This is a genomic window from Microbacterium sorbitolivorans (assembly GCF_003327285.1).
GTDB classification, from domain to species: Bacteria; Actinomycetota; Actinomycetes; order Actinomycetales; family Microbacteriaceae; genus Microbacterium; species Microbacterium sorbitolivorans.
This window is the reverse complement of sequence record NZ_KZ848473.1, coordinates 797,121-821,977: the sequence shown is the minus strand read 5'-3', so window position 1 is coordinate 821,977 and position 24,857 is coordinate 797,121. Positions and strand designations below refer to the sequence as shown.

At 68.5% G+C, this 24,857-nt stretch carries 22 protein-coding genes and 1 pseudogene; 10 read left to right on the top strand and 13 right to left on the bottom strand.

From position 1 onward, the window contains the following. The first annotated feature begins 46 nt into the window (after positions 1–46). Positions 47–400, top strand: coding sequence for an ArsR/SmtB family transcription factor (locus tag DTO57_RS04120; protein WP_222843218.1), 354 nt, complete (start codon positions 47–49; stop codon positions 398–400). 116 nt (positions 401–516) lie between these two features. Here the strand turns inward: DTO57_RS04120 and DTO57_RS04115 are convergent, their stop codons facing one another. The 8 genes and pseudogenes from DTO57_RS04115 to glnA form a co-directional block, all read right to left on the bottom strand. After that, positions 517–1,125, bottom strand: a complete 609-nt coding sequence (locus DTO57_RS04115) for a CueP family metal-binding protein (RefSeq protein WP_244909103.1) — start codon at positions 1,123–1,125, stop codon at positions 517–519. Positions 1,126–1,204: 79 nt separating this feature from the next. After that, positions 1,205–1,813: a DUF305 domain-containing protein gene (locus tag DTO57_RS04110; RefSeq protein ID WP_114116911.1), complete on the bottom strand. Its 609-nt coding sequence runs from the start codon at positions 1,811–1,813 to the stop codon at positions 1,205–1,207. Between the two features lie 109 nt (positions 1,814–1,922). Continuing rightward, positions 1,923–2,420, bottom strand: a complete 498-nt coding sequence (locus DTO57_RS04105; RefSeq protein ID WP_162785647.1) for a DUF6153 family protein — start codon at positions 2,418–2,420, stop codon at positions 1,923–1,925. Between the two features lie 40 nt (positions 2,421–2,460). Then, positions 2,461–4,653, bottom strand: coding sequence for a heavy metal translocating P-type ATPase (locus DTO57_RS04100; protein ID WP_373285671.1), 2,193 nt, complete (start codon positions 4,651–4,653; stop codon positions 2,461–2,463). 41 nt (positions 4,654–4,694) lie between these two features. Beyond that, positions 4,695–5,414, bottom strand: a complete 720-nt coding sequence (locus DTO57_RS04095; protein WP_114116909.1) for a cation efflux transmembrane domain-containing protein — start codon at positions 5,412–5,414, stop codon at positions 4,695–4,697. Continuing rightward, positions 5,411–5,770: a Cd(II)/Pb(II)-sensing metalloregulatory transcriptional regulator CmtR gene (gene cmtR, locus DTO57_RS04090; RefSeq protein ID WP_114116908.1), complete on the bottom strand. Its 360-nt coding sequence runs from the start codon at positions 5,768–5,770 to the stop codon at positions 5,411–5,413. Before cmtR ends, DTO57_RS04095 begins: the two co-directional genes overlap by 4 nt. A 144-nt stretch (positions 5,771–5,914) precedes the next feature. Beyond that, positions 5,915–6,064: pseudogene (locus DTO57_RS14645) on the bottom strand (IS256 family transposase); the annotation flags it as partial. A gap of 680 nt (positions 6,065–6,744) precedes the next feature. After that, the gene (glnA, locus tag DTO57_RS04080; RefSeq protein ID WP_114116907.1) at positions 6,745–8,169 is read right to left on the bottom strand and encodes a type I glutamate--ammonia ligase; all 1,425 of its coding nucleotides are present in this window, start codon (positions 8,167–8,169) and stop codon (positions 6,745–6,747) included. Between the two features lie 183 nt (positions 8,170–8,352). Here glnA and DTO57_RS04075 point away from each other — a divergent pair, with 183 nt between their 5' ends. Further along, complete coding sequence (locus DTO57_RS04075; protein WP_114116906.1) at positions 8,353–8,757, top strand: RDD family protein; 405 nt, start codon at positions 8,353–8,355, stop codon at positions 8,755–8,757. A gap of 66 nt (positions 8,758–8,823) precedes the next feature. Here the strand turns inward: DTO57_RS04075 and DTO57_RS04070 are convergent, their stop codons facing one another. After that, positions 8,824–9,540: a DUF4191 family protein gene (locus DTO57_RS04070; RefSeq protein WP_114116905.1), complete on the bottom strand. Its 717-nt coding sequence runs from the start codon at positions 9,538–9,540 to the stop codon at positions 8,824–8,826. Between the two features lie 136 nt (positions 9,541–9,676). Between DTO57_RS04070 and DTO57_RS04065 the strand changes: the two genes are divergently transcribed. After that, a complete protein-coding gene (locus DTO57_RS04065; RefSeq protein ID WP_114116904.1) occupies positions 9,677–11,020 on the top strand; it encodes a hypothetical protein in 1,344 nt (447 codons plus the stop codon). Between the two features lie 63 nt (positions 11,021–11,083). Here DTO57_RS04065 and sucB read toward each other — a convergent pair whose 3' ends face one another. The 3 genes from sucB to DTO57_RS04050 form a co-directional block, all read right to left on the bottom strand. Continuing rightward, positions 11,084–13,192, bottom strand: a complete 2,109-nt coding sequence (gene sucB / locus DTO57_RS04060) for a 2-oxoglutarate dehydrogenase, E2 component, dihydrolipoamide succinyltransferase (protein ID WP_114116903.1) — start codon at positions 13,190–13,192, stop codon at positions 11,084–11,086. 90 nt (positions 13,193–13,282) lie between these two features. Next, on the bottom strand, positions 13,283–14,686 hold the full coding sequence (gene lpdA, locus DTO57_RS04055) for a dihydrolipoyl dehydrogenase (protein ID WP_114116902.1): 1,404 nt from the start codon (positions 14,684–14,686) through the stop codon (positions 13,283–13,285). A gap of 22 nt (positions 14,687–14,708) precedes the next feature. Then, positions 14,709–16,196, bottom strand: a complete 1,488-nt coding sequence (locus DTO57_RS04050; protein ID WP_114116901.1) for a leucyl aminopeptidase — start codon at positions 16,194–16,196, stop codon at positions 14,709–14,711. Positions 16,197–16,255: 59 nt separating this feature from the next. Here DTO57_RS04050 and DTO57_RS04045 point away from each other — a divergent pair, with 59 nt between their 5' ends. The 4 genes from DTO57_RS04045 (at position 16,256) to murJ (ending at position 20,901) form a co-directional block, all read left to right on the top strand. Further along, positions 16,256–17,176 carry a proteasome assembly chaperone family protein gene (locus tag DTO57_RS04045; RefSeq protein ID WP_114116900.1) on the top strand — a complete coding sequence of 307 codons (921 nt, stop codon included), beginning with the start codon at positions 16,256–16,258 and terminating at the stop codon, positions 17,174–17,176. A gap of 198 nt (positions 17,177–17,374) precedes the next feature. Further along, positions 17,375–18,607 carry an RNA polymerase sigma factor gene (locus DTO57_RS04040; protein WP_114116899.1) on the top strand — a complete coding sequence of 411 codons (1,233 nt, stop codon included), beginning with the start codon at positions 17,375–17,377 and terminating at the stop codon, positions 18,605–18,607. Continuing rightward, positions 18,604–19,293 carry a coenzyme F420-0:L-glutamate ligase gene (locus DTO57_RS04035; RefSeq protein ID WP_114116898.1) on the top strand — a complete coding sequence of 230 codons (690 nt, stop codon included), beginning with the start codon at positions 18,604–18,606 and terminating at the stop codon, positions 19,291–19,293. The genes DTO57_RS04040 and DTO57_RS04035 overlap by 4 nt, the downstream gene beginning before the upstream one ends. A gap of 24 nt (positions 19,294–19,317) precedes the next feature. Next, on the top strand, positions 19,318–20,901 hold the full coding sequence (gene murJ, locus DTO57_RS04030) for a murein biosynthesis integral membrane protein MurJ (RefSeq protein WP_114116897.1): 1,584 nt from the start codon (positions 19,318–19,320) through the stop codon (positions 20,899–20,901). A 67-nt stretch (positions 20,902–20,968) separates the two neighbouring features. Here murJ and DTO57_RS04025 read toward each other — a convergent pair whose 3' ends face one another. Then, entirely contained in the window at positions 20,969–22,003 is a 1,035-nt protein-coding gene (locus tag DTO57_RS04025; RefSeq protein WP_114116896.1) for a sugar-transfer associated ATP-grasp domain-containing protein, read from the bottom strand. Positions 22,004–22,094: 91 nt separating this feature from the next. Between DTO57_RS04025 and DTO57_RS04020 the strand changes: the two genes are divergently transcribed. The 3 genes from DTO57_RS04020 to DTO57_RS04010 are packed head-to-tail and all read left to right on the top strand — an operon-like array spanning position 22,095 to position 24,816. Continuing rightward, complete coding sequence (locus DTO57_RS04020; protein WP_162785646.1) at positions 22,095–23,138, top strand: sugar-transfer associated ATP-grasp domain-containing protein; 1,044 nt, start codon at positions 22,095–22,097, stop codon at positions 23,136–23,138. Positions 23,139–23,140: 2 nt separating this feature from the next. Continuing rightward, positions 23,141–23,794: an alanine racemase C-terminal domain-containing protein gene (locus DTO57_RS04015; protein ID WP_114116894.1), complete on the top strand. Its 654-nt coding sequence runs from the start codon at positions 23,141–23,143 to the stop codon at positions 23,792–23,794. Beyond that, the gene (locus tag DTO57_RS04010; RefSeq protein ID WP_114116893.1) at positions 23,791–24,816 is read left to right on the top strand and encodes an alanine racemase; all 1,026 of its coding nucleotides are present in this window, start codon (positions 23,791–23,793) and stop codon (positions 24,814–24,816) included. The genes DTO57_RS04015 and DTO57_RS04010 overlap by 4 nt, the downstream gene beginning before the upstream one ends. Positions 24,817–24,857 lie beyond the last annotated feature (41 nt).

The following is a 24,857-nucleotide window of genomic DNA, read 5'->3' as shown; positions in this document are numbered from 1 at the left end:
GCCTCACGTATCGACAACTGTCAATACGTCAGGCACAATGGTTGATATGCCCTCACAGCTGATCGATGCCGCCCCTGAAACCGTCGAAAACTGTTGCGCGCCACTGACCACACACGTCATCGATGACCAGGCGGCAACCTCGCTCTCGCGAGTGTTCAAGGCGCTCGGCGATCCCAGCAGGGTAAAGCTCTTCTCGCTCATCGTCGCCAGCAAGGACGGCGAGATGTGTATCTGTGATCTCACCGAACCTGTCGGGCTGTCACAGCCGACTGTCTCGCATCACATGAAGCTCCTCGTCGAGGCAGGCCTCGTCACCCGGGAACAGCGCGGACGGTGGGCTTACTACCAGCCCACCGCGGCTGCGCTCACTGACGCAACCCGCACCCTCGTTGGTGCCTGAAACTCGCTCTCTCACCGAAAAGTTCGTGGGCTCGCCGCAGACCTGGTGCGCCAGGGATAGGGCTGTAGTTGCCCCTTTCTGTTGCGCCGCGGCGACGAAAGGGGCAACCAGAAGGCTCAGCTCAACTGCATCGTGGTGATGCAGGTGGCGTCATCATCATTGACAGTCGATACGGTGCCGGTCGCAGTGCGGCCATCCTTCTCGATGACGACCTCAGCGGTGACGCCACGAGGCAGCCACATGCCGATGAAGCCGTTGTCGAACGTCCGGATCGACTGATCGACGTACTCATCGCCGGTGTCGGAGTCCGTGACGGTCACGTCGAAGTCGGTGTCGCTCTGCTCGCCGACGCAGTTAACCGGTGCGTGGAAGTAGCAGTCGTGCGTCTGCTGCTCATACGGAGCGATCGCGACATAGACCTGGTCGTCCGGCATCGGGAGTTCCGTCTCGCCGGAATCGTCAGTGATGACGAGAGCGTCCGGTCGGACCTGTGCGGTGAAATCCGTCGGGCGGTCCGCGATGGGGGTGCTGTCGAGACTGTCGATGATCGTGCGGGCGTCGAGGCCTGCAACATCATCGGCTCCCTCGATCGTCACGGTGAGCGGAGCTTCCGCTTCGGGCGCTGGCGACGTCGGGGACGTCTTCGCGGAGCACCCGACGAGCACGCTCGCCGCCATCAGCATGGCTCCGACAGAGGTGAGGACCTTCGCGCGGCGAGCGGTCACATGGTTGTAGTTCATCGTGTTGTCCTTCGGGATCGGCGCGGGTGCGGGGCACTCATGCCCCGCACCCGCTGTCGTCGAGTCAGAGCGTGTCGAGGATGTCGTTCATCGTCGTGATCTCGGCGCTCTGCCCGTCGATCACCTGCTGTGCGAGTTCGAGAGCGTCAGGGAACTGTCCGTCCGCGAGCTCCGTCTCGGCCATGTCGATCGCACCCTCGTGGTGCATGAGCATGCCTTCGAGGAACAACCGAGCGGCGTCCGCACCGTCCGCGTCGTCGAGGGCCGTCATCGCCGACTCGTCCATCATTCCGTCATCGCCCATGTCGTGACCGGCCATACCCGAGTCAAGCGAGACGCCCCACTCGGTGAGCCAGCCCGTCATCGTCTCGATCTCCGGAGCCTGCGCGTCCTTGATCTGCTGGGCGAGATCGGTCACCCGCGTATCCACGCCGTCCTTGTCGAGGATCATGTCCGCCATCTCCACGGCCTGTTCGTGATGCGGAATCATCATCGTCGCAAACGTCTCATCAGCGGCGTTCGCCTCCGACGAAGTCGAGGCATCAGGCGTGCTGGTGGAGTGCGAACTGTGATCAGCGCCGCCAGTGGAGTTGTCGGCGGCTGTCGAGCAGCCGGAGAGGATGAGGGAGGCGGCCAGAGCGGTCGTGAAGAGAGTGATCGTGCGAGTACGCATGAGAAATGTCCTTGTCTATCAGTCGAAACGTAGGTGGTGATCCGTCGCCCGGGCAGGGCGAAACCCACCGACCGCACCACGTGTTCGGGTGGGCGGCAGGTGGTGCGGATCAGGTTCGACTGATCGACAGGACAAGAAGAGAGGGCGGGCGCGGCAACGGCAGAGATCGCAGCAACACGCGCACTTGGACGAGCAGTGACGGTAGGGGCCGGAGCCAGCCGCGGAGCAGGCGCGGCGCGATCAGAACCAGCGCGACGGAGAGCAGTGCGAGCACGCACATCATCATTTGCATCGCATGGTCGTGCGACATCCCGCCGCACCCGTCACCTGCGCAAGAGCCACCACCCTCGTCCATGATTGAAGCTCCGTAAGGCGAAGCCTTCAGGGGTGTCATCAGCGCCGTCTCAACTGAGGCGGCGTCGTGCCCGGTGGCGGAGTGAGCGGACTGCGCGACCGTCTGGCCGTGTCCAATGGCGGGCAGGGTGTGCCCGACGGAGAGGGCGTGCATGCCGAGCAGGCCGGTGACGACGAGCAGGGTGAGCCCGACGCTGAGCAGCACCCGCCGCACGGTCGTCGATACGACCCGCTGCTCACGCGCTGCACTCAACGGCTGCTCCCTCCTTGTCATAGTCAACGATAGTTCGGTCTCAGGCTGACCGTTCCCGTGCGGCGCGCGTGCTCGCGGCCGGGCGGAGGTCAAGCCGGCGCAGCAGTTGCGCGTTCGCGGCGACCACGATCGTCGACAGCGACATCAGGATCGCACCGACCGACATCGGCAGCACGAACCCCACCGGCGCGAGCACCCCCGCGGCCAACGGCACGGAGACGAGGTTGTATCCGGCAGCCCACCACAGGTTCTGCCGCATTTTCCGGTACGCCGCCCTGGACAGCTCGATCACCGACAGCACCGAGCGCGGGTCGGAACTGGCGAGGATGACCCCGGCGGAGGCGATCGCGACATCTGTGCCCGCGCCGATCGCGATCCCGACATCCGCCTGAGCGAGCGCGGGGGCATCGTTCACGCCGTCGCCGACCATCGCGACCTTCACACCTTCAGCCTGCAGCAAGGCGATCTTCGCGGCCTTGTCTTCAGGGCGGACCCCGGCGAAGACGCGGTCGATGCCGAGTTCGGAGCCGACGCGGTGCGCGACGGCTTCGGCGTCGCCGGTGATCATCACCACCTGCACCCCGGACGCGTGCAGTGCACCGACGGCATCGCGCGACTCCGGACGGATCTCGTCCTCGAGCGCGAGACCACCAGCCACCCGCCCGTCAATAGCGACGTGCAGGATAATCGCGCCCTCGGCCCGCCACGTCTCCGCTTCGGCGATCTCGGCGGCAGCGAGCTGTTCGAGCAGGCGCGGCCCCCCGACCCGCACCTCGTGCCCGTCCACGCTCGCGCTCACCCCGACCGCCGGCGACGAGGAGAAACCCGACGCCGCCGGGATCGTGAGCTGCTTCGCTCGGGCGGCGCGGACGATGGCCTGCGCGAGCGGGTGCTCGCTGTCGGCCTCCGCCGCCGCAGCCAGCGCGAGCAGACGATTCGCATCGACACCTTCGAAGGTCGCGGTCTGAGTGACGACGGGTTCGCCCTTGGTGAGGGTGCCGGTCTTGTCAAACACGGCGACGTCGACGGTGCGCATGCTCTCCAGCGCGAGGCGGTCCTTGACGAGCACGCCGCCCTTCGCCGCACGTTCGGTCGCGATCGACACCACCAATGGGATCGCAAGTCCCAGCGCGTGAGGGCACGCGATCACGAGCACCGTGATCGCCCGCACCACTGCGTCGTCCGGGCTCCCGACCAGCATCCACACGACCGCGGTGATCACCGCCGCGGTGAGAGCGAACCAGAACAGCAGCGCCGCGGCGCGGTCTGCGATCCGCTGCGCCCGCGACGACGACGCCTGCGCCTCGGCGACTAGGCGCCCGATCCCCGCCAGAGCCGTGTCCTCGCCCGTCGCAGTGACCTCCACCCGCAAACCGGAATCTGTGGCGACCGTGCCCGCGGTCACCGGGTCACCGAGGCTCCGGGCGACCGGGCGGGACTCGCCGGTCACCATCGACTCGTCCATATCCGCCCGGCCGTCGACGATGCGACCATCCGCTGGCACGCTGCCGCCGGGACGGACGATCACAACATCGCCGACCCGCAACTCGCCCGGTGCAACCGTCTCGACCCCGTCGCCGGTCACGCGTTCGGCTTCGTCCGGCAGGAGCGCCGCAAGGGAATCGAGAGCGGACGTGGTCTGGGCGAGGGAGCGCATCTCGATCCAGTGCCCGAGCAGCATGATCACGATCAGCAGCGCCAGCTCCCACCAGAACTCCAGCGCATGATCCAGCAGTCCCAACGTCGCACCCCACGAGGCTGCGAACGCGACGGTGATCGCGAGCCCGATCAGTAGCATCATGCCCGGCTTGCGGGAACGCAGCTCGCCGACCGCGCCCGTCACGAACGGCCAGCCGCCCCAGACGTACATGACCGTGCCGAGCACCGGCGCGACCCATGCCGCCCAGCCCGCAACCGTGTAGCCGAGGATCATCGCGAACATCGGCGAGAACACCACCACCGGCACCGCGATCAACAGATTCACCCAGAACAGGCGACGGAACCGCCCCACATGACCCGCATGCCCCGAGTGTCCTCCGTGACCGACATGATCCCCATGCCCCATGTGCCCACTGTGCTGCGCGTGCGCTTCATGCCCGGGAGCAGTGGGCTGCTCGTCGTGCATCTCGTGCGACGGCATGTCGTCGCGGTGATGCGCGTGGTCGCTCGCGGACGCCGTCGCTCCCGTGCGGTGCAGGCCGGAATCGTGGTGGTGCGCATGCGGATCGGACATCGATCGCTCCTTCGTCAGTGCACCCTCATCGGGTGCGTCACTCACACCAACCCAATACCCCCAGGGGTATTCCTGTCATCTTGCGACGAACAGAATCCGTCCTCGCAGTGTTCTGCCTCGCGCTCCCCAGTCAGCACGGCAACGGGCTCCGTGCAGGTCTCACCCCGCCAGGCTTCGACGCCTTCACGGATCGCGAACCCGGCGATCACGAGCGCAGCGATCGAGTCCGCCCATGCCCATTCGAGCAGACTGTTTAGGAGCAGCCCGACCAGGAGCGCGGCGGAGAGGTAGGTGCAGATCAGGGTCTGCTTCGAGTCCGCGACCGCCGACGCTGACCCCAACTCGCGTCCGGTGCGGCGCTCGAACCACGACAGGAACGGCATCACCACGAGACTGAGGGCGGCGATCGCGATCCCGACCGGCGAATGCTCCGGGTCGCGCAGCCCTGCCATCGACAAGACCGCGTCGACCGTCACATAGGCGGCCAGGGAGAAGAACGACACCGCGATCACCCGCAGCGCGGTCCTCTCCCGCCGCTCCGGGTCGGGGGCGGCGAACTGCCACGCGACCGCCGCGGCCGACAGCACCTCGACGATCGAGTCCAGCCCGAACCCGATCAACGCCGCAGACGACGCCGCCCTGCCCGCGGCGAGGGCGATGATCGCTTCGATGACGTTCCAGGTAATCGTGATGCCCACCACGATCCTAATGCGCCGCTGCAGCACCCCGATCCGCGCCGGGTCCAGCGCTACCGCGGTCACGCTACCGTCTCCGGCTTGCAGCATCCCGGCACCTGACAGGCCGGGTCGATGCACGGTGCATGCTCGTCGACCGCGAGCGTCACCTCCACCAGCGCCGTCAGCGCGGCGGCGAGGTGCGGGTCGGCGATCTCGTAGCGGGTCTGCCGGCCCTCGGGCTCCGCGACCACGATCCCGCACCCGCGCAGGCACGCGAGATGGTTCGACACGTTCGTGCGCGTCAACCCCAGGTCGCGGGCGAGTCGCGCCGGATAGCCCGGCCCGTCCAGGAGCGAGAGGAGGATGCGCGAGCGCGTCGCGTCCGCCATTGCTCGGCCTAACCGGTTCATCACATCCACCCGCGAAGCAATAGTCAGCATGCACTGACCATACAGCTATGAGTGACCAATTGACAAGGATCGTTCTTGCGGCACGATCACGCGACCGGGGACGGACGAACCGGTGCTGGGGGGGGCAAGTCCCGTGGAGTGGCGTAACCCGTTCGTGATCCTTCGAGCTGGTTGCTAAGCCGCCAGAGCGGCAGGTTCGAGCATCGTCACCTCCTCGTCTCCGTCGGCATCACCGTCACCATCGATAATCGTGAGCCGGCAACGAGCGAGAACATCGAGCCCGAGATAACTACGCCCCTCCGCCCATTCATCGGACTGCCGCGACTTTCAAGCACCCGAACTCGCGCCAGCTGGATCAGCGAGACCGGGCCGTGCACGATGAACTTCAGCGCGTTCCAGATGCACACGAGCATCACGAGGTAGAGCCACTCAGGCCCGCCGCCTTCGATGAGCGTGGTCATCACGCTGGCCGCGTACATGTAAACGACCGCCAGGAGCATCGCGGGCACGCCCCACTTGAGGCCGCGACGGGTGCGGAGTGCGTCGAGGGCAATGTTGGTCGGCATGAACCGGCGCATGAAGCTACGGACGTAGACGCTCAGGGTCTAGATGAGACGAAGGATGGGAACAGTCCTCTCCTGTCGGGAGGCGACAGAAGTAGAAGAGACCGTTCAGCGCGGCTGCAGGTCGTGCCATCACATCGATGATGACGTAGCAGAGTTGATCGCCTACTTCGAGGGTACGCCTCAAGTCAGGCGCTGTGAAGGGCAATCGAGATCCACGTCCGGGCGGAGCAGCTCGATGCCGACGACGGGGGAGTGGACCCTCACCGGCCGCCTTGGCACAGTCGCTATTCTTCCCGTCCGAAAACCCGTCCGTTCACTCCCCGTAGACGTCCGTAAACGTCCGGAGATACACTGAGCCCCAGACGGCAGTTGCCGTCTGGGGCTCAGTGATTCACTGGGCTCGCAGGCTGGGAGAGCGTTCCTCAGAGCCCCGCGAAGTCACACGCCGTAGTAGAGCTCGAACTCGTACGGGTGGGGACGCTGCGCCATCGGCAGGATCTCCTTCTCGTACTTGTAGTCGATCCACGTGTCGATGAGCTCCTGCGTGAAGACGCCGCCCTCGAGCAGGTAGGCGTGGTCGGCGCGGAGCGCCTCGAGCACCTCGGGGAGGGTCGTCGGCACCTGGGGGATGCTCTTGGCCTCCTCGGGGGGAAGCTCGTAGAGGTCCTTGTCGATCGGGTCCATCGGCTCGATGCGGTTCTTGATGCCGTCGAGGCCCGCCATCAGCTGCGCCGCGAAGGCGAAGTAGGGGTTACCCGAGGCGTCGGGGGCGCGGAACTCGATGCGCTTGGCCTTCGGGTTGGATCCGGTCAGCGGGATGCGGATCGCGGCCGAGCGGTTACCGGCCGAGTAGACCAGGTTGATCGGCGCCTCGAAGCCCTTGACCAGGCGGTGGTAGCTGTTGATCGTCGGGTTCGTGAACGCGAGCAGCGACGGGGCGTGCTTGAGGATGCCGCCGATGTACCAGCGGGCGATGTCCGAGAGCTGGCCGTAGCCCTGCTCGTCGAAGAAGAGGGGCTTGCCGTCGAGCCACAGCGACTGGTGCGTGTGCATGCCCGAGCCGTTGTCGCCGAAGATCGGCTTCGGCATGAAGGTGGCGGTCTTGCCCCACTCCTCAGCCGTGTTCTTCACGACGTACTTGAACTTGAGAACGTCGTCAGCCGCATGCACCATCGTGTCGAAGCGGTAGTTGATCTCGGCCTGGCCGGGGGCACCCACCTCGTGGTGCGAGCGCTCGAGCTGAAGGCCAACGCCCTCGAGGTTCAGGCAGATCTCGTCGCGCAGGTCGGCCTGCTTGTCGACGGGAGCGACGGGGAAGTAGCCACCCTTGACACTGGTCTTGTTACCGAGGTTGCCGCTCTCTTCCTCGCGGCCGCTGTTCCAGTGCGCCTCGTCCGAGTCGACCGAGTAGAAGCTCTTGCCGCCGGTGACCTCGTAGCGAACGTCGTCGAAGATGTAGAACTCGGCCTCGGGGGCGAAGAACGCGGTGTCGGCGATGCCCGTCGACGCGAGGTACTTCTCGGCCTTCTTGGCGACCTGACGCGGGTCCTTCGAGTACACCTCGCCGTTGCGCGGGTTGTAGATGTCGAAGATCATGACGAGCGTCTTGTGGGTGCGGAACGGGTCGATGTACGCCGTCGTCACATCCGGGATGAGCTGCAGGTCCGACTCGTCGATCGACGCGAAACCGCGGATCGAGGAACCATCGAACATCTGGCCCGTGGTGAAGAAGTCTTCATCGACCGTCGACGCAGGGATGTTGAAGTGCTGCTGCACACCGGGGAGGTCGGTGAAGCGGATGTCGAGGAACTTGACGTCCTCTTCCTGGATATAGGCGAGAACTTCGGACGGGTCCTTGAACATGAAAGCTCCAGATATGGGAGAGATGTCGGATCAGCGCCAGCCGGGCTGACTCGTCGAAACTACCGCCGCACGATTGCTCCGGCATGTCTCGTGTGTTTCCCCGATGTTACGGGGGTTGCTGCTCAGGACTCAAACTCGCCCGCCTCCCAGAGCCGCCACATCGCCGCCGAATAGGGTGGATCCGTGACCAGTTCTGCATCCTCGCCCGACTACGCCGGCAAGTCTCTCGGCCTCCCGCAGAGCGGACCCGGAAGCCTCGCGACGCTGCCGCGCAGGATCGGTGCGTTCGCGACCGATTGGGCCGCCGTCGTGCTGATCTCGGCCGCGTTCTTCGACTACACCTGGTGGTCGGAGCTCATCATCTTCTTCGTCCTGCAGATCGTGTTCATCCCGACGGCCGGCGGTAGCCCCGGGCACCGCATCTGGGGCCTGCGCGTCACGCGCGCCGATGGATCCTGGACGGGCATCTGGCGCCCGCTCATCCGCGCCGCGCTCACGGTTATCGTGATCCCCGCCGCGATCTGGGACGCCGATAACCGCGGCCTCCACGACCTCGCAGCCGGCACGATCCTGGTCCGCGCCCGCTAAGGCAGACAGGAAAAACGCCCCGCAGAAGCGGGGCGTTTTCGGTATCCGAACGGCGTTCGTCTCGGATCAGCGCGGCGTCTTGGGTGCGCGGGCGCGCATGGGGTCGATGCCCTTCGGGATCGGCAGGGCCGCGGCGCCACCGCGCGAGATCGACTCGGTGCGGGCGATGAGCTGAGCCATACCGTTGCGGTCGACCGTCTTCGGCAGCTTCTTGATGTGCTTGGCGAGCTGGTCGATCGCGATCTCGCCGTCGCCCTTGCCGATGTAGAACTCGGTGACGGGCACGGAGTCGTGCGTGATGCGGCGCGCGACCGTGCGCTCCTTCTTCATGAGCTTCTCGAGCTTCGAGCGCGAGCCCTCGCCGACGAGTACGACGCCGCCGCGGCCGACGGCGCGGTAGACGACGTCCTGCGTCTTCGGGTTGATGCCGACGGGCATCTCCTCGCCGCGCCAGTTGCGGCCGAGCATGTTCGACACGACGTGACCGCCGGCGCCCGGCATGCCGTCGAGCTTGATGTACATGGCCTTCGTTGCGAGGCGGTTCATGAAGAGCATCGCGACGATGATGCCGACCATGAGGCCGAAGAAGCCCCAGAGGATCGCGAACCACCAGCGCTGCTGCGTCGCGAACGCGAAGATGACGCCGAGGCCGGCGCCGACGAAGAGGATGAGCGGCAGGATCCACACCACCCACGGGAACGGATCCTTCGTGAAGGTGATGAGCTGTTTGATCGTGGAGAAGATCCCCGGACGCTTCTCGGGGGCTGCCGTGCGTGATGCCATACGGTCCAGTTTACCTAGCCCGGGCTGGACACCGCATGCCGGGTCAACGTGTGCACAGGGCGCGATACGCAGAAGTTATCCCCAGAACGCCCCTTTCGGCGAGCGGGGCGGCGCCGATCGCACGATGCTGGGGGACATGGACGCGATAGTACCCACCGCCGAGGCGCTCGACGCGGCCGTCCACCGCATCCGCCACATCGCGCGGCCCGAGGTGCCCTACGCCGCGACGCGGGGCACGCTACACGAGGACGAAACGGTGCTGCTCGTCGACACGTCGACGCTCACGGAGTGGGCGGGTTGGCGGTGCGCCGGATCCCAGCACCTGCTGGCGCCGCTCGATGTCGTGCGGCATGCCGAGGGGCACGAGGTCGTGCTGCCCGACGTGCGCGAGTCGGTCGCGCGGGCCTGTGGCAGGCGGGAGGCGGCCGGGGTGGGCTGGAGGCGAGGCGAGGCGGTGACGCTTCTCGTCTCTCTCGTGCGCGGCGTCGCGGAGGCCGCGGCGATCGGCGTGACCGATGGCGAGGGCGAGTGGTGGATCGCGGTCGACGGTCGGCCGATGTTCGCGTTCGCCGAGGGCGCAGGGGAATCTATCGTGGCCGCGTCGCGTGTGCTCGTCGACCGCGTGGCGTCGCAGATCGACGACCGGGTGCTCGCCCGCGCGATCGATGACGTGCGCTCGGCTCTCGACCACCCCGACACGCTCGCACACCGGCTGGACGACCTCGAGGAGCCGCTCTTCGACGCCGCGGCGCCCCAACCCATTCAGAGTGACGACCTCGGTGGCGACGCCACCCCGCGGCCCGGGCGCGTCATCGCGTTCGACGCGGCCGAGACCGACGGCCGCCTCGCGTGGCTGCGCGACGCGATCGATCGCCACATCGACTCGTCGCTCGGCGAGGCGCTGCGTGACGCGATCTCATCGCTGAGCGCGCGCCTCGCGCAGCGGCGCGAGCGCGCCGCGTATGAGAGGGATCGACGCAGTCGCCGCGAAAAGAAGAAGGGGGCCGCCTCGAGGGGCGCGCGGTGGCCGCTCGTGATCGTCGGATCCGCGGCCGCGGCGGTCGTCGTCGCGGTCGGGATGCTGTGGCCGGCGGGCGCGCCGGACGCGCGGGCGCGCGAGCAGGCGCCGGATCCGGTGGCCACGCGGACGGAGCAGGCCGGAGATACCGAGCGGACCGAGCCGCCGGAGGAGAGCGAACAACCCGCACCCGCGGATCCGGCGCCGAGCCTCGACGCCGTCGCGGCGGCGGGGGAGATCCTCGCGGCGTGGGACGCGTGCGGGGAGGCCTGCCGGGCTCCCGACGGCGTGGAGCGCTCGGGTGCGGCGGCGCGCGGCGACCGCGCCGTGAGCCTCGTCGACGACTACGGCGCCGTCGCCCTGCTCGAGGTCGCGGCGCCCGAGGCCGATCGTCAGCTGCTCGTGATCGAGCGGAGCGACGAGGGCTGGCGCGTGCGCGACCTCTACGCGGCGCCGGAATAGGGCCCGATACGACGAGGAGGGGGCCGCACCTTTCGGTGCGACCCCCTCCTCTAGGAACCTGGATTACATGCCGAGGTTCGCGGTGAAGTTGGCCTCCTCGAGGCGGTTCTTGACCGCCGAGAGGTAACGGGCCGCGTCAGCACCGTCGATCGTGCGGTGGTCGTACGACAGCGCGAGGTAGACGTACGAGCGCACGCCGATCGCGTCGATGCCGTCGACCTTCGTCACGCCGGGGCGCTTGTAGACGATGCCGGTACCGAGGATCGCCGACTGCGGGAGGAAGACGAGCGGCGTGTCGAACAGCGCGCCGCGCGAACCCGTGTTGGTGATTGTGAAGGTACCGCCGGCAAGGTCGTCGGGCTTCAGCTTGCTGTCGCGCGTGCGAGCGGCGAGGTCGGCGATGCCGGCCGCGATCTCGGCGATCGACTTCGACGAGGCGTCGCGCAGAACGGGCGTGTAGAGGCCCTTCGGCGTGTCAACCGCGATCGAGAGGTTCTCGTGGTCGGGGTAGACGATGTTGTCGCCGTCGACCGTCGAATTGATGATCGGGTAGGCCTTGAGCGCCTCAACGGCGGCCAGCGAGAAGAACGACAGGAAGGACAGCTTCTGGCCGGTCTTCGCGAGGAAGTCGTTCTTGTACTGGTCGCGGAACTGCGACAGCTTCGTCACGTCGACCTCAACGATCGTCGTGAGCTGCGCGGTCGTGTTGAGCGACTCGACGGCGCGCGAGGCCACAACCTTGCGGAGGCGGCTCATCGGCTGGGTCGTGCCGCGCAGCGGCGACGTCTCAAGCGCGGTTGCCGGAGCGGCAGCGGCCGGGGCAGCGGCGGGCGCTGCTGCCGGGGCGGCGGCGGCCGGGGCCTTCGCGGCGGCGAGCACGTCTTCCTTACGGATGCGGCCACCGACGCCCGTGCCGGTCACGGTCGCGAGGTCGACGCCGTTCTGGGCGGCGATCTTGCGAACGAGCGGCGTGACGTAGGTCTTGCCCGAGGCGTCGGTCGACGCGGCTGCGGGGGCCGCGTCGGGTGCCGGTGCAGCGGCCGGAGCCGGGGCGGCGGCCGCTGCGGGAGCGGCGGCGGGTGCCGGAGCAGCGGCGGGTGTCGGAGCGGCGGCCGGAGCCGGCGCGGCGGGAGCAGCGGCCGGAGCGGGAGCAGCGGCGGGTGCCGGAGCGGCGGCCGGAGCCGGAGCGGCGGGAGCAGCGGCCGGAGCCGCGGCGGGGGTGCCGGAGCCGATGCGTGCGAGGACCGCGCCGATCTCGACGGTGTCGTCCTCGCCCACGAGGAGCTCGATAATCGTGCCGGCGACGGGCGAGGGAACCTCGGTGTCAACCTTGTCGGTCGAGATCTCGATCAGGGCCTCGTCGACCTCGATGGTGTCGCCGACCTGCTTGAGCAGGCGCGTGACGGTGCCCTCGGTGACGCTCTCGCCGAGCTCGGGGAGCGTGACGTCGGTGGCGTCGCCGGAGGCGGCAGCGGCGGGCGCCGGTGCGGCGGCGGCCGGGGCGGCCTCGGGGGCGGGTGCCTCGGCGGCCGGGGCAGCAGCCGGAGCTGCGGGCGCGGCGGCAGGAGCGGCGGGGGCCGAAGCTGCACCCGAACCGATGCGCGCGAGCACGGCGCCGATCTCGACGGTGTCGTCCTCAGCCGCGAGGAGCTCGAGAACGGTACCGGCGACGGGCGAGGGAACCTCGGTGTCGACCTTGTCGGTCGAGATCTCGAGCAGCGGCTCGTCGACCTCGATCGTGTCGCCGACCTGCTTCAGCCAGCGCGTGACGGTGCCCTCGGTGACGCTCTCGCCGAGCTCGGGGAGCGTGACGTCGGTGGCATCGCCGGAAGCGGCGGGGGCAGGAGCTGCGGCGGGCGCGGCCTCCTGGGCCGGGGCCTCGGGAGCTGCGGCGGGCTCAGCGGCGGGGGCGGCAGGGGCCGCCGTGGCACCGGATCCGTCACCGACGATCGCGAGCTGTGCGCCGACCTCGATCGTCTCGTCCTCGTCGGCGAAGATCGCCTCAAGAACACCCGAGACGGGCGAAGGGATCTCGGTGTCGACCTTGTCGGTCGAGACCTCGAGCAGCGGCTCGTCGACCTCAACGGTGTCGCCGACCTGCTTCAGCCAGCGAGTGACCGTTCCCTCGGTGACGCTCTCGCCGAGCGCGGGGAGGACAACGGAAGTACTCATATGTGAGTCTCCTTTTAGAAAAAGGTTGAATTCTTGTATCAGCTTAGGGCACTGCGCCCACTGCCACGTGAGTGTCAGATGGGCGCGGCGTCACATCGTGTGTAGGGGAGAACCCGCGAGGGCGAGGAATGCTTCCCCGAGGGCTTCGCTCTGCGATGGGTGGGCGTGGATGAGGGGCGCGAGGTCGTCGGCGCGGGCCTCCCACGCGACGGCCAGCTGGCCCTCGGTGATGAGCTCGCCGACGCGGTCACCCACGAGGTGCACGCCGAGAATCGGGCCGTCGTCGAGCGCGACGACCTTCACGGATCCGGCGCGGACGGGGGATCCGGCCGAGACGATTTCGCTCTTGGCGTTACCCGCGAGCGAGACCTCCTGCACGACGACGCGGTCGCCGTGCTTCTCGCGAGCCTGCGGCTCGGTCATGCCGATCGAGGCAACCTCGGGCGTCGAGTACGTCACGCGCGGGAACAGCGAGTCGTCGAGCGGGGCCGGCGTGCGGCCCGCGATCGCCTCGGCAACGAAGACGCCGTGGCGGAATCCACGGTGCGCGAGCTGGGGGCCCGGCACGATGTCGCCGACCGCCCAGACGTGTGCCGCGGCGGTGCGCAGGCGTTCGTCGGCCACGACGAAGCCGCGATCGAGAGCAACGCCCGCCTCCTCGAGGCCGAGGCCGCTCGTGTTGGGGCCGCGGCCGACAGCGACGAGGAGCACGTCGGCATCGATGACCTCGGCGGATCCGCCGCGCTCGATCGCGACCGACACACCGCCTGGCGTCTCGGTCACGCCCGTGACGCGCGCTCCGAGCTCGAGCGCGATGCCGCGGCGCTGGTACGCCTTTTCGAGCGCGGTGCGCGACGACGGATCCTCGTTCGCGATGAGGTGATCGAGAGCCTCGATGATCGTGACCTCAGCGCCGAGCGAGCGCCACGCGCTCGCGAACTCCACGCCGATGACCCCGCCGCCGAGGACGGCGACGCGGGCGGGCACGGAATCGAGCGCCAGGGCGGCCTCGGAGTCGAGCACGCGATCCGACAGCTCGATGCCGGGGATCGTGCGCGAGAAGGAACCGGTCGCGATAACGACGTCGGATCCGACGTAGCGATCGTCGCCGACCGCGACGGCCGGGCGCCCGTCGACCGAGGTGAGGAAGCCGCTGCCCGCGACGACCTCGATGCCGCGGGCCTTCACGAGCGAGCTCAGCCCACGGTGCTTGCCCGCGACGAGGGCGCGGCGCCACTCGAGCGCCGCCGCCGCGTCGATGCCGTCGAGGGTGGCGTTGACGCCGACGGTGGCCGCGTGACGGACGCTATCGGCGACCTCGGCCGTGTGAAGCAGCGCCTTGGTGGGCACACACCCGCGGTGCAGGCAGGCGCCCCCGAGGAGGTCCTTTTCGATGATGACCGCGCGAGCGCCGAGCTCGGCGGCGCGCAGCGCGGCCGCATAGCCGCCGCTACCGCCGCCGAGAACGACGAGGTCGAAGGTGAAGTCCGTCACGAGCGGATCCGTCCCTTAAGGCTTAGGCGACGTCGCCGCCGGCGGCGACGAAGTCGATGAGCGCGCGCGTCGAGGATCCGGTCGGGCCCTTGTCGGTGAAGCCGTACGGCGTCGACGTGCTCATGCCGCTGCCCGCGATGTCGAGGTGCACCCAGGGGATGCGCTCGCCCTCGGCCTCGTTGTCGACGCGGCCGATGAAGCGCTGCAGGAAGAGCGCCGCGTAGACGGTGCCGGCCGAGCGGTCGCCCATGTTGGCGTTCTGCATGTCGGCGACGCGCGAGTCGAGCGAGGGCTGCATGTGCTCGAGGAGCGGCAGGGCCCAGGCGTGCTCGCCGGTGCGGTCGGCGGCGAGGAGGAAGGCGTCGGGGCCATCGCCGTGACCCATCACGCCGGTGTGGCGCGTGCCGAGGGCGACGATGACGGCGCCCGTGAGGGTCGCGACATCGACGATCACGTCGGGGTTCTCGCGGCTCGCGGCGACGAGGCCGTCGGCGAGCACGAGGCGACCCTCGGCGTCGGTGTTGGTGACCTCGACGGTCGTGCCGTCGGCCATGACGAGCACGTCGCCCGGGCGGGTGGCCTTGCCGGAGGGCATGTTGTCGGCGATGCACATCCATGCGGTGACGTGCACCGGCAGCTGCAGCTGGGCGGCGGCGCGGATGACGGCGAGAACCTCGGCGGCACCCGTCATGTCTTCCTGCATGCCGATCATGCTGGCGGCCGGCTTGAGCGAGAGGCCGCCGGTGTCGAAGGTGATGCCCTTGCCGACGAGGGCGACATGGCGCTCGGCGCCCTCGGGTGCGTAGTCGAGGCGCACGAGGCGCGGCGGGCGCTCGGATCCGGCGCCGACGCCGAGGATGCCGCCGAAGCCGCCCTCCTCGAGCGCACGCTCGTCCCAGATCGTGGCCTGGATGGGGAGCGAGGCGACCGACTCGGCCGCGTAGTCTGCGAGCTGTGCGGGGCTCTGGCGGTCGGCCGGCGTCGACACGAGGTCCTTCACCAGCGCGACGGCCTCGCCCGCGGCGCGGGCCTGCGCGAGGTCGTCGTCCGAGGCGCCCTCGGGCGCCGTCACGAGCACGCGGCTCGCGCGGCGCGACGATGCGCGCTGCTCGTCGGTGAGATTCTTGAGCGAGTCAAACGAGTACCCACCGAGGATCGCGCCCTCGGCGGCGCCTCGCCAGGCGCCCTCGATGTCGGCGGCGACGTCGACGGCGACCGTGTCGAAACCGGTCAGCTGGCGAACGCCGGCGCCGATCTGCTCGCGCACCTCGTGCACGTCGGCGTCGGTGCCGAGGCCGACAACGGCAAGCGGCTTGGTGGTGTACTCGGGTGCGTGAACGCGCTGGTAGGAGCCCTTCTTGCCCGTGAACGCGATGGCGTCGAGGGCGGTGCGCAGACCGGGGAAGCGGTCGGCGTCGAGGTCATCGACGCTGGCGACGGCGAGAACGAGGGCGTCAGCCTCGGTGTCGCGGAAGGGAACATGCGAGATCGAGATATCAGGAATCGGCATGCTTCCATCCTAGGAGGCGAGACGGCCCTGGAGCCTGTTTGCCGAATTACGATGGAGGGATGCCTGAGATCTTCGAACGCGTCGCGAGTGCACCGGTCGTACCGCCCCGGTTGCCGCTCGTCATCCTGCTCACGGGCTTCACCGATGCCGGCTCCACGGTCTCGCGCGCCGTCGACTATCTGCGTGACGAAATGGATCCCCAGCCCGTCGTCGTGTTCTCGAACGACGCCCTCCTCGACTACCGCGCCCGGCGCCCGATCGTCACCTTCGATCAGGACCACCTCTCCGACTTCACCCCGCCGCGCCTCGAGCTCTCGCTCGCGCACGACGCGCTCGGCCAACCGTTCCTCCTGCTCGCGGGCTACGAGCCCGACTTCGCCTGGGAGGCGTTCAGCGAGCTCGTCGTGCGCCTCGCCGACGAGTACGACGTCGTCACGATGACGTGGGTTCACGCGATCGCGATGCCCGTGCCGCACACGCGCGCCATCGCGACGACGGTGAGCGGATCCCGCCACGAGCTGATCCAGGCGCACTCGGCGTGGAAGCCCCGCACGCAGGTGCCCGCGACCGCCGGCCACCTGCTCGAGTACCGGATGTCGGAGCAGGGGTTCCCCGTCGCCGGCTTCGTGATGCTCGTGCCGCACTACCTCGCCGAGACGTCGTTCCCCGGAGCGACCATCGCCGCGTTCGACAAGATCATGACCGCGACGGGTCTCGTCTTCGCCCTCGACTCGCTGCGCGAGGAGGGCCGCGACTACCTCGAACGCATCGGCGACCAGATCGCGCATAACGACGAGCTCGCGCAGATGATCGCGACGCTCGAGCGCCGCTTCGACGCCTACATGGCGGGGGAGTTCGACCAGGCGCGGCGCGGATCCGTCGACGGCTTCGTCGAGGGGGAGCTGCCGAGCGCCGACGAGCTCGCGGCCGAGCTCGAGCGCTTTCTCGCCGACAGGCCGGACGACGACTTTCATCTCTAGCGAGGAATAGCCCGCTCGTGGCGCGCGTTATCTCATATGACGATGGGCCGGGTCAAGACCCTGCCGAATGTATGAGAGAATGAATGCCCGAGCCGTTGTCAGGCCGATCCTCCGGGGTCACAGGCTTGACAAGGGCATTAATCGTGTTCGAACACACCCGCGGTGCTGGCGCCAGACGCACCCGGCGAAAGGTGAAACGTGACTCCTGCCACGAAGACCACGAAGACCGACGAGACCGAAGAGGCCACGACGGCAACGAAGAAGAGTACGGCCAAGAAGACGACGACCGCAGCCGCAAAGAAGGCACCCGCCAAGAAGGCTCCGGCAAAGAAGACGACCCGCGCCAAGGGTGACGCGGTTGATCAGATCCTGAACGACGGCGCTCCCGAGACCGAAGAGGTCGAGGAGCCCAAGGCGGCGAAGTCCGTCCAGACCGAGCCCCTGCCCTCGGGCGCGATCGTGATCTCCTCCTCGGAAGAGGAAGAGGTTCCGGTCTACTCGACGCAGATTACGGGCGCCACGGCCGACCCCGTCAAGGACTACCTGAAGCAGATCGGTAAGGTTCCGCTGCTGAACGCCGCCGAGGAGGTCGACCTCGCGATGCGTATCGAGGCGGGCCTGTTCGCGGAGGAGAAGCTGTCGCACATGTCGGCGGCCGACAAGCAGACGCAGCTCGGCCTCGACATGCAGTGGGTCGTGCGCGACGGACGCCGCGCGAAGAGCCACCTGCTCGGCGCGAACCTCCGCCTCGTCGTCTCGCTCGCGAAGCGCTACACGGGTCGCGGAATGCAGTTCCTCGACCTGATCCAGGAGGGAAACCTGGGCCTCATCCGTGCGGTCGAGAAGTTCGACTACACCAAGGGCTTCAAGTTCTCGACCTACGCGACGTGGTGGATCCGCCAGGCAATCACCCGCGCCATGGCCGACCAGGCCCGCACCATCCGCATCCCGGTGCACATGGTCGAGGTCATCAACAAGCTTGCCCGCGTGCAGCGCCAGATGCTGCAGGACCTGGGCCGCGAACCCACGCCGGAAGAGCTCGCTCACGAGCTCGACATGACGCCCGAGAAGGTCGTCGAGGTGCAGAAGTACGGCCGCGAGCCGATCTCGCTGCACACCCCGCTGGGCGAAGACGGCGACAGCGAGTTCGGTGACCTCATTGAGGACACCGAGGCCGTGGTTCCCGCCGACGCCGTGGGCTTCACGATGTTGCAGCGCCAGCTCGAGGGCCTGCTCGACTCGCTCTCGGAGCGCGAGGCGGGCGTGATCCGCATGCGCTTCGGCCTGGGCGATGGCCAGCCGAAGACGCTCGACCAGATTGGCGACACGTTCGGGGTGACCCGCGAGCGGATCCGTCAGATCGAGTCGAAGACGATGGCGAAGCTTCGCCATCCCAGCCGCTCGCAGTCGCTCCGGGACTACCTCGAATGAGCTCGGCGAACGAGGGCAAGGCCCTCCAGGTTCACGTCGACGGCACCGACTTCCTGCGCATTCCGGTGCGCACGCGCGTCATCATGCCGGGCGACACGCTCGAAGAGGTCATCCGCACCTACGCCGTCGATGAGGTTCAGCCGGGCGACCTGCTGTTCGTGACCGAGAAGATCGTCGCGATCATGCAGGGCCGCTCGTACATGATGAGCGAGATCAAGCCGCGAAAGCTCGCGACCTTCCTCTCGCGCTACGTGACGAAGACCTCGTACGGCATCGGCCTCGGCATCCCCGAGACGATGGAGTTCGCGCTTCGCGAGGTCGGCACGCTCCGGATCCTCTTCGCCGCCGCCGTCTCAGCCGTGACGAAGCTCTTCGGTCGCCGCGGCGACTTCTACCGGATCGCCGGTGAGAAGGCGCGCGCGATCGACGGGCCGACGCCCGGCACGATTCCTCCGTACAACGAGGCCGTCGTTCTCGGCCCGGAACGCCCGCGCGAGGTTGCCTTCGACGTGAAGAAGATCGTCGGATGCGATGTCGCGGTCGTTGACATCAACGACATCGGCGGCAACATCCTGGGTTCCACGCTCGACAAGACGGCGGAGCGTCAGCTGGTGAAGATCCTGAGCGACAACCCGCTCGGACAGGGCCACCAGTCGACGCCGATGGGAATCATCCGAAAGGCCTGACGGCCGGATCCAGAAAAGGCTCGCATGGGACTCGCTCGCGCGAGCGCCATGATCGCGGCCGGGACGCTCGCGTCCCGCGTCAGCGGTCTGGCGCGCACTATGGTACTCGTCGCGGCGGTTGGCAGCGTTGGCCGTGCCGGTGACGCATTCGGCACGGCCAACCAGCTTCCGAACAGCATCTACCAGGTCATCTCGGCCGGCATCCTGACAGGTGTCATCGTGCCGCAGGTCGTGCGGGTGAGTGCCCAGAAGGACGGCGGTCATGGCTTCCTGCAGAAGCTACTGACGCTCGGCGCGACGATCATGGCGGTCATCACGATCGCCGCGACCCTTGCGGCGCCGTTCTTCGTCGACCTGTTCGCGGCGAACTACACGGGCCCGCAGCGCGCGCTCGCGACGAGCTTCGCCTATTGGTGCATCCCGCAGCTGTTCTTCTACGGCATGTTCGCCCTGCTGGGCGAGATTCTGAACGCGCGCAAGGTCTTCGGCCCCTACGCGTGGGCGCCCGTCGTGAACAACGTGGTGTCGATCGCGGGCTTCGCGGCCTTCATCGTGATCTTCGGCGGCGACCAGACCGAGGTCTCGGCGTGGACGACGCCCATGATCGTGACGCTCGCGGGCTTCGCGACGCTCGGCATCGTGGCGCAGCTCGTCGTTCTCATCGCCTTCTGGCGGAAGGTCGGGGTCCCGATGCGCCCCGACTTCCGCTGGCGCGGCATGGGCCTCGGCGCGATGCGCAACCTCGCGTCGTGGACGCTCGTGACGACGCTCATCGGCCAGCTGGTCGGCATCGTCCAGCAGCGCACGATGTCGGACGCGTCGGGCGACTTCCCGTCGGTGTTCGCGTCGCAGAACGCCTGGCTCGTCTACATGGTGCCGTACTCGGTCCTGATCCTCGCGATCGGTACGCCCTACTTCACGCGCCTCAGCGAGCACGCCGCTCTCGGCCGCCACGACGAGCTCCGCGCCGACATCAGCCAGTCGATCCGCACCCTCGGCTTCTTCGTCGTCGCGGCGACGGCGGCCGTCGCGGCAGCGGCGGTGCCGGCCTCGCGCATGTTCAGCAACAACGCCGAGAGCGCCGTGCTGATCGCCCCCGTGCTGATCGGCTACCTCGTGAGCCTGATCCCGATGGCCGTGCTCTACATCGTGCAGCGCACGTTCTACGCCTATGGCGACGCGCGCACACCCTTCGTCTTCACGATGGTGCAGGGCGCGCTCGTGCTGATCTTCACGCTGCTGATCGCGGCCTTCGCGCCGCAGGAGCACATCACGGCGCTCGTCGCGCTCGCGCAGTCGACCGCCGGCATCGCGCAGACCGTGCTCGCGACCATCCTGCTGCGCCGCAAGATCGGCCCGCTCGGCCTCGGCGCGACGTGGCTCGCGCTCGTGCGCTTCGGCCTCGTGGCCGCCGTCGCGGGCGCGGCGGGCTGGGGAACGTACCTGCTGCTCGGATCCAGTCACGGCTGGATGCTCGCGAACCGGTTCACGGGCGCCGCGGGCGCCGTGATCGTCGCGGGCGTCGTCGGCGTCGTCTACGTCGCGATCCTCGCGCTCCTGCGCGCGCCAGAGGTAAAGACGGCGCGGAACACGCTTCGCCGCCGCTGAGCGCAAACGAGAAACGCCCTGCGCAGGCAGGGCGTTTCTCGTTTGCAGCGCTTTCTGGTTGGCGGTCTTAGCGGCGCTTGTCGAGCACGCCGGGGCCGATGGCGTCGCGGTAGCGCTGCAGCAGGCCCGTGCGCACGCCGGAGGCGGTCGGCTTCATCTGGAAGACGCTCGAGTTGTGGTTCGCCTCGATCAGCGCGGGGCCGTTCGCCGTGATGGCGATGTCCCAGCCGACGTAGGGGATCGTCGGGAGGCGCTTCGAGGCCTCCTCGACCATTTCGAGGATCTCGGGGAAGTGCGGCACGCGGAAGCCTGCGATCGCCGTGCCCGTGATCGGGTGCTCGGGGTACACGTTCGACTGCTTGTCGACGCCGGGGTAGAGCGCCACGCCGTCATCGTCGAGCATCGTGAACATGCCACCCGACGCGAAGTTATCGATGACGGATCCGTTGCCGATGCGCAGCACCGACGCGATGACGTGCAGCGTGCCCTGCGGGTCGCGGTAGGTGATCATGCGCACGGTGTTGACGCTGTCGGGGTAGAGCCGGTCGAGGTCGGGGTGCTGGCGCAGCACCTCCTCGACGAGCGTCTGATCGTTGTCGATGAGGCTCCGGCGGAAGACGGCGACGTCGGTAACCTCGGCCGAGGTAATGATCGAGATGCCGGCGCCGCCCTCGCCGTTCGCGGGCTTCGCAATGACGCGGTCGTGGCGGGCGAGGAACGCGGCGAGCTCGTCGTCCGTCGCAGTCGCGGCGTCGAGCCACTCGCGGCCGATGAGGTCGGCGAAGTCGTTCAGGAAGCGCACCTTGTCGCCGACGATGGCCCGCGAGTCGGGGCCGTTGAGCGTCGAGTTGAGGCGGAACGCCTTCGGGTGCGTCATCCACGTCTTGCGCTCGGATGCCTTCAGGAGGCGAATATCCCAGACGAGGTAGTCGCGGAAGGCCATCTCGTAGCGCACCGAGCACCACAGCATGTCTGCCACGATGACGGGCAGGGGAGCCTTCGAGACGCGCTTCACGCCCTTGGCGATATCGATGAGCTGGGTGGGATTGAGGCGGCGAGCTCGATTAAAGAGATACTGCACGCGCAACTGCTTCTGGTCCACCGCGCAAGGCTAGCACGCGGGCATTCACCAGGAATCGGAGGCTCTCTCGGTAAAGTAGGTCTTCCCGAGACCCGCCCAGGAAAGGTCCTTCGTGTCCCCAGCTGTCGCGCCCGTGCGCCGCCTCAAGTACTTCGTGAGCCGACTCGCCTCCTTCAATCTGTCGCGCCCGTGGGGCTTCGCGAAGCAGATCGCCGAAGAGCAGGGTAAGTGGGCGCCCGGCGTGCTCGCCGACATGATGGTGTGGGCCGCCTTCCACGACACGGCGTACATCGACTTCTACGAGGCCGACTTCGCGCTGCTGACGAAGAAGGAGCGCAAGACCTTCATGACGGCGCTCGTGCAGCATCACCTGGCCGACACGCTGAACGACCCGGTCGACGTGCTGATCCTCGAGAACAAGATCTCGTTCCACAAGCGCTTCGCCGAGTACGCGGGCCGCGACTGGCTCGACCTCGACAACTCGACCTTCGCCGACTTCCAGGGCTTCGTCGCGCGCCACCCGATCATTATCGCCAAGACCCCGGTCGGCCGCGAGGGCAAGGGCGTGTTCCGCTACGACATGGCCGAGGTCGCCGACGCCGAGGCGTTCCGCACCGAGCTCATCACGAAGGGGCAGACCCTCCTCGAGGAGCCCATCGTGCAGCACCCGTACCTCGCCGAGTACTGCGCCGGCACCGTCAACACGACGCGCGTCGCGACGTTCTTCGACGGCGAGAAGGTGCACATTCTCATGGGCGCCCAGAAGTTCGGCCGCGGCTCGGTCTCCGACCAGTTCACGTGGGGCGGCTTCTTCACGATGCTCGACGAGAACGGCCGCTCGTTCGGCCCCGGCCACACCGGCAAGCACATCAGCAAGTACGAGACCCACCCCGAGTCGGGCAAGTCGATCGTCGACTTCCAGGTGCCGATGTGGGACGAGGTCGTGGCCTTCCTCGACCGCGCCGCGCGCGAGCTGCCGACGGTTCCGTACGTCGGCTGGGACATCGCGGTTGGCCCGAACGGCCCGATCCTCGTCGAGGGCAACTGGACCCCCGGCCTCTACGAGACCCGCGTGAGCGCGACCGGCATCCGCACGGGCTCGCGCGCGCGTCACAAGCCCGTCCTCGACGCCGCCGCTGCCGCCTCGCGCCGCTGACGATGGTTTTCGGATCCTCCAGCGCGCCCATCGCGCGGATCTCGCGTTCCGCGCTTGCACGGAACATCCAGATCGCGCACGCGACGGAACCATCGGCCGCGATCGACCTGCGCCGCGACGCCTGCGGGCACGGCGCGGAGCTCGTGGCCGCGGTCGCGCGGGAGGCCGGCGTCACGGCCGAGATTCGTGACGGCGACCCCGACGCGCCGGCGCTTCCTCTCGCGGACGTCTTCGGCCTGGAGGGGCGCGGCGAAACCGCGATGACGCTCGTGGCGCCCGTGCTGCAGACCAAGGCGCTGCTTGCGGGCGAGGGCGTGTCGTACGGCTACTGGTACCGTCCCGAGGCCGACACGCGCGTCGCGCTCGTCTCCGGCGGCTACGCCCAGGGCGTGGCCCGCGCGATCGGCTGGACGGGCGACGAGCCCGCGGGCCTCGTGGTGATTGGCGACGAGGAATGCCCCATCATCGGGCGCGTCGCAATGGACGTGTGCGTCGTCGAGGTGGGCGACGTGGCCGTGAGCCCGCGCGACGAGGCCGTGCTCTTCGGCGCCGGCCGGGCGCACCTGCTGTGGCAGTGGGCGCGCGCGACCGGGTGGACGGAGCTCGAGCTCGCCGCCATCGCGGGCCTCCACGCACGCCGGGAGGAGATCGCATGAGCGCCGAGCTGCGCGTCGACCTCGACCAGTTCCGCACGAACGTGCGCGCCGTGCGCCGTCGCATGGCACCCGCCGAGGTGCTCGTCGTCATCAAGGACGACGCCTACGCGCAGGGCGTGGAGCCGATCGTCGGCGCCGCCCTCGAGGCCGGTGCGATGTGGTTCGGCGGCATCGACATCCCGAGCGCCGTCCGCGCCAAGCGCGTCGCGGGCGACCGCGCGCGCGTGTTCTGCTGGATGACCGTTTCGGAGGACGAGGCCCGCACCGCCATCGCCGAGGGCCTCGAGCTCGGCGTCGGCGACGCCGCGTACCTCGAGCGCATCGCGGCGGTGGGTGGCACCGCGACGGTGCACCTCAAGATCGACACGGGCCTGCACCGCAACGGCGTGCGGCCCGAACAGTGGCGCGCGTTCTGCGCCCGCGCGGCCGAACTCGAGGCCGAGGGTCGCATCCGTGTCGCCGGCGTGTGGAGCCACATCGCCGAGGCCTCGGACCGCGACGACGACATCGCGCGGGCCCAGTTCGACGCAGCGGTGGGGGAGGCGTGGGCCGCGGGGCTTGCGCCGGAGATCCGCCACCTCGCGGCGAGCGCAGCCGCCTGGCACCGCCCGGAGTTCCGCTACGAGCTCGTCCGCATCGGCGCGTTCTGTTACGGCGTGCGCTCGGCGGACGGCCCGGACATCCCCGGCATCGCGCCGATCTCGTCGCTCGTCGCGCGCGTGAGCGCGGTCGGCGACGACGTCACGATCGATCTCGGGTCCGTTGACGGCTACCCGTCCGCGCTCGCGGGCCGGGCCCGCGTCGCGACGCCCGCGGGCGCGCGGGCGCTCCTGCGCGTGGATCCGTTCTCGTCGCGCGTCGAAGCATGGGAGGGCGCGGCCGTCGGTGACGAGGTGACCCTCTTCGGGCCCGGATCCCACGGCGAGCCGACGCCGACCGACCTCGGCGAGGCGCTCGATACCGTGGGCGAGGAGCCGCTCCTGCGCGTGTCGCCGCTCGTCACTCGCGTCTACACGGGCTGAGGGCCGTCTCCCGGGTGGGAGACGACCCTCAACGATCGGCG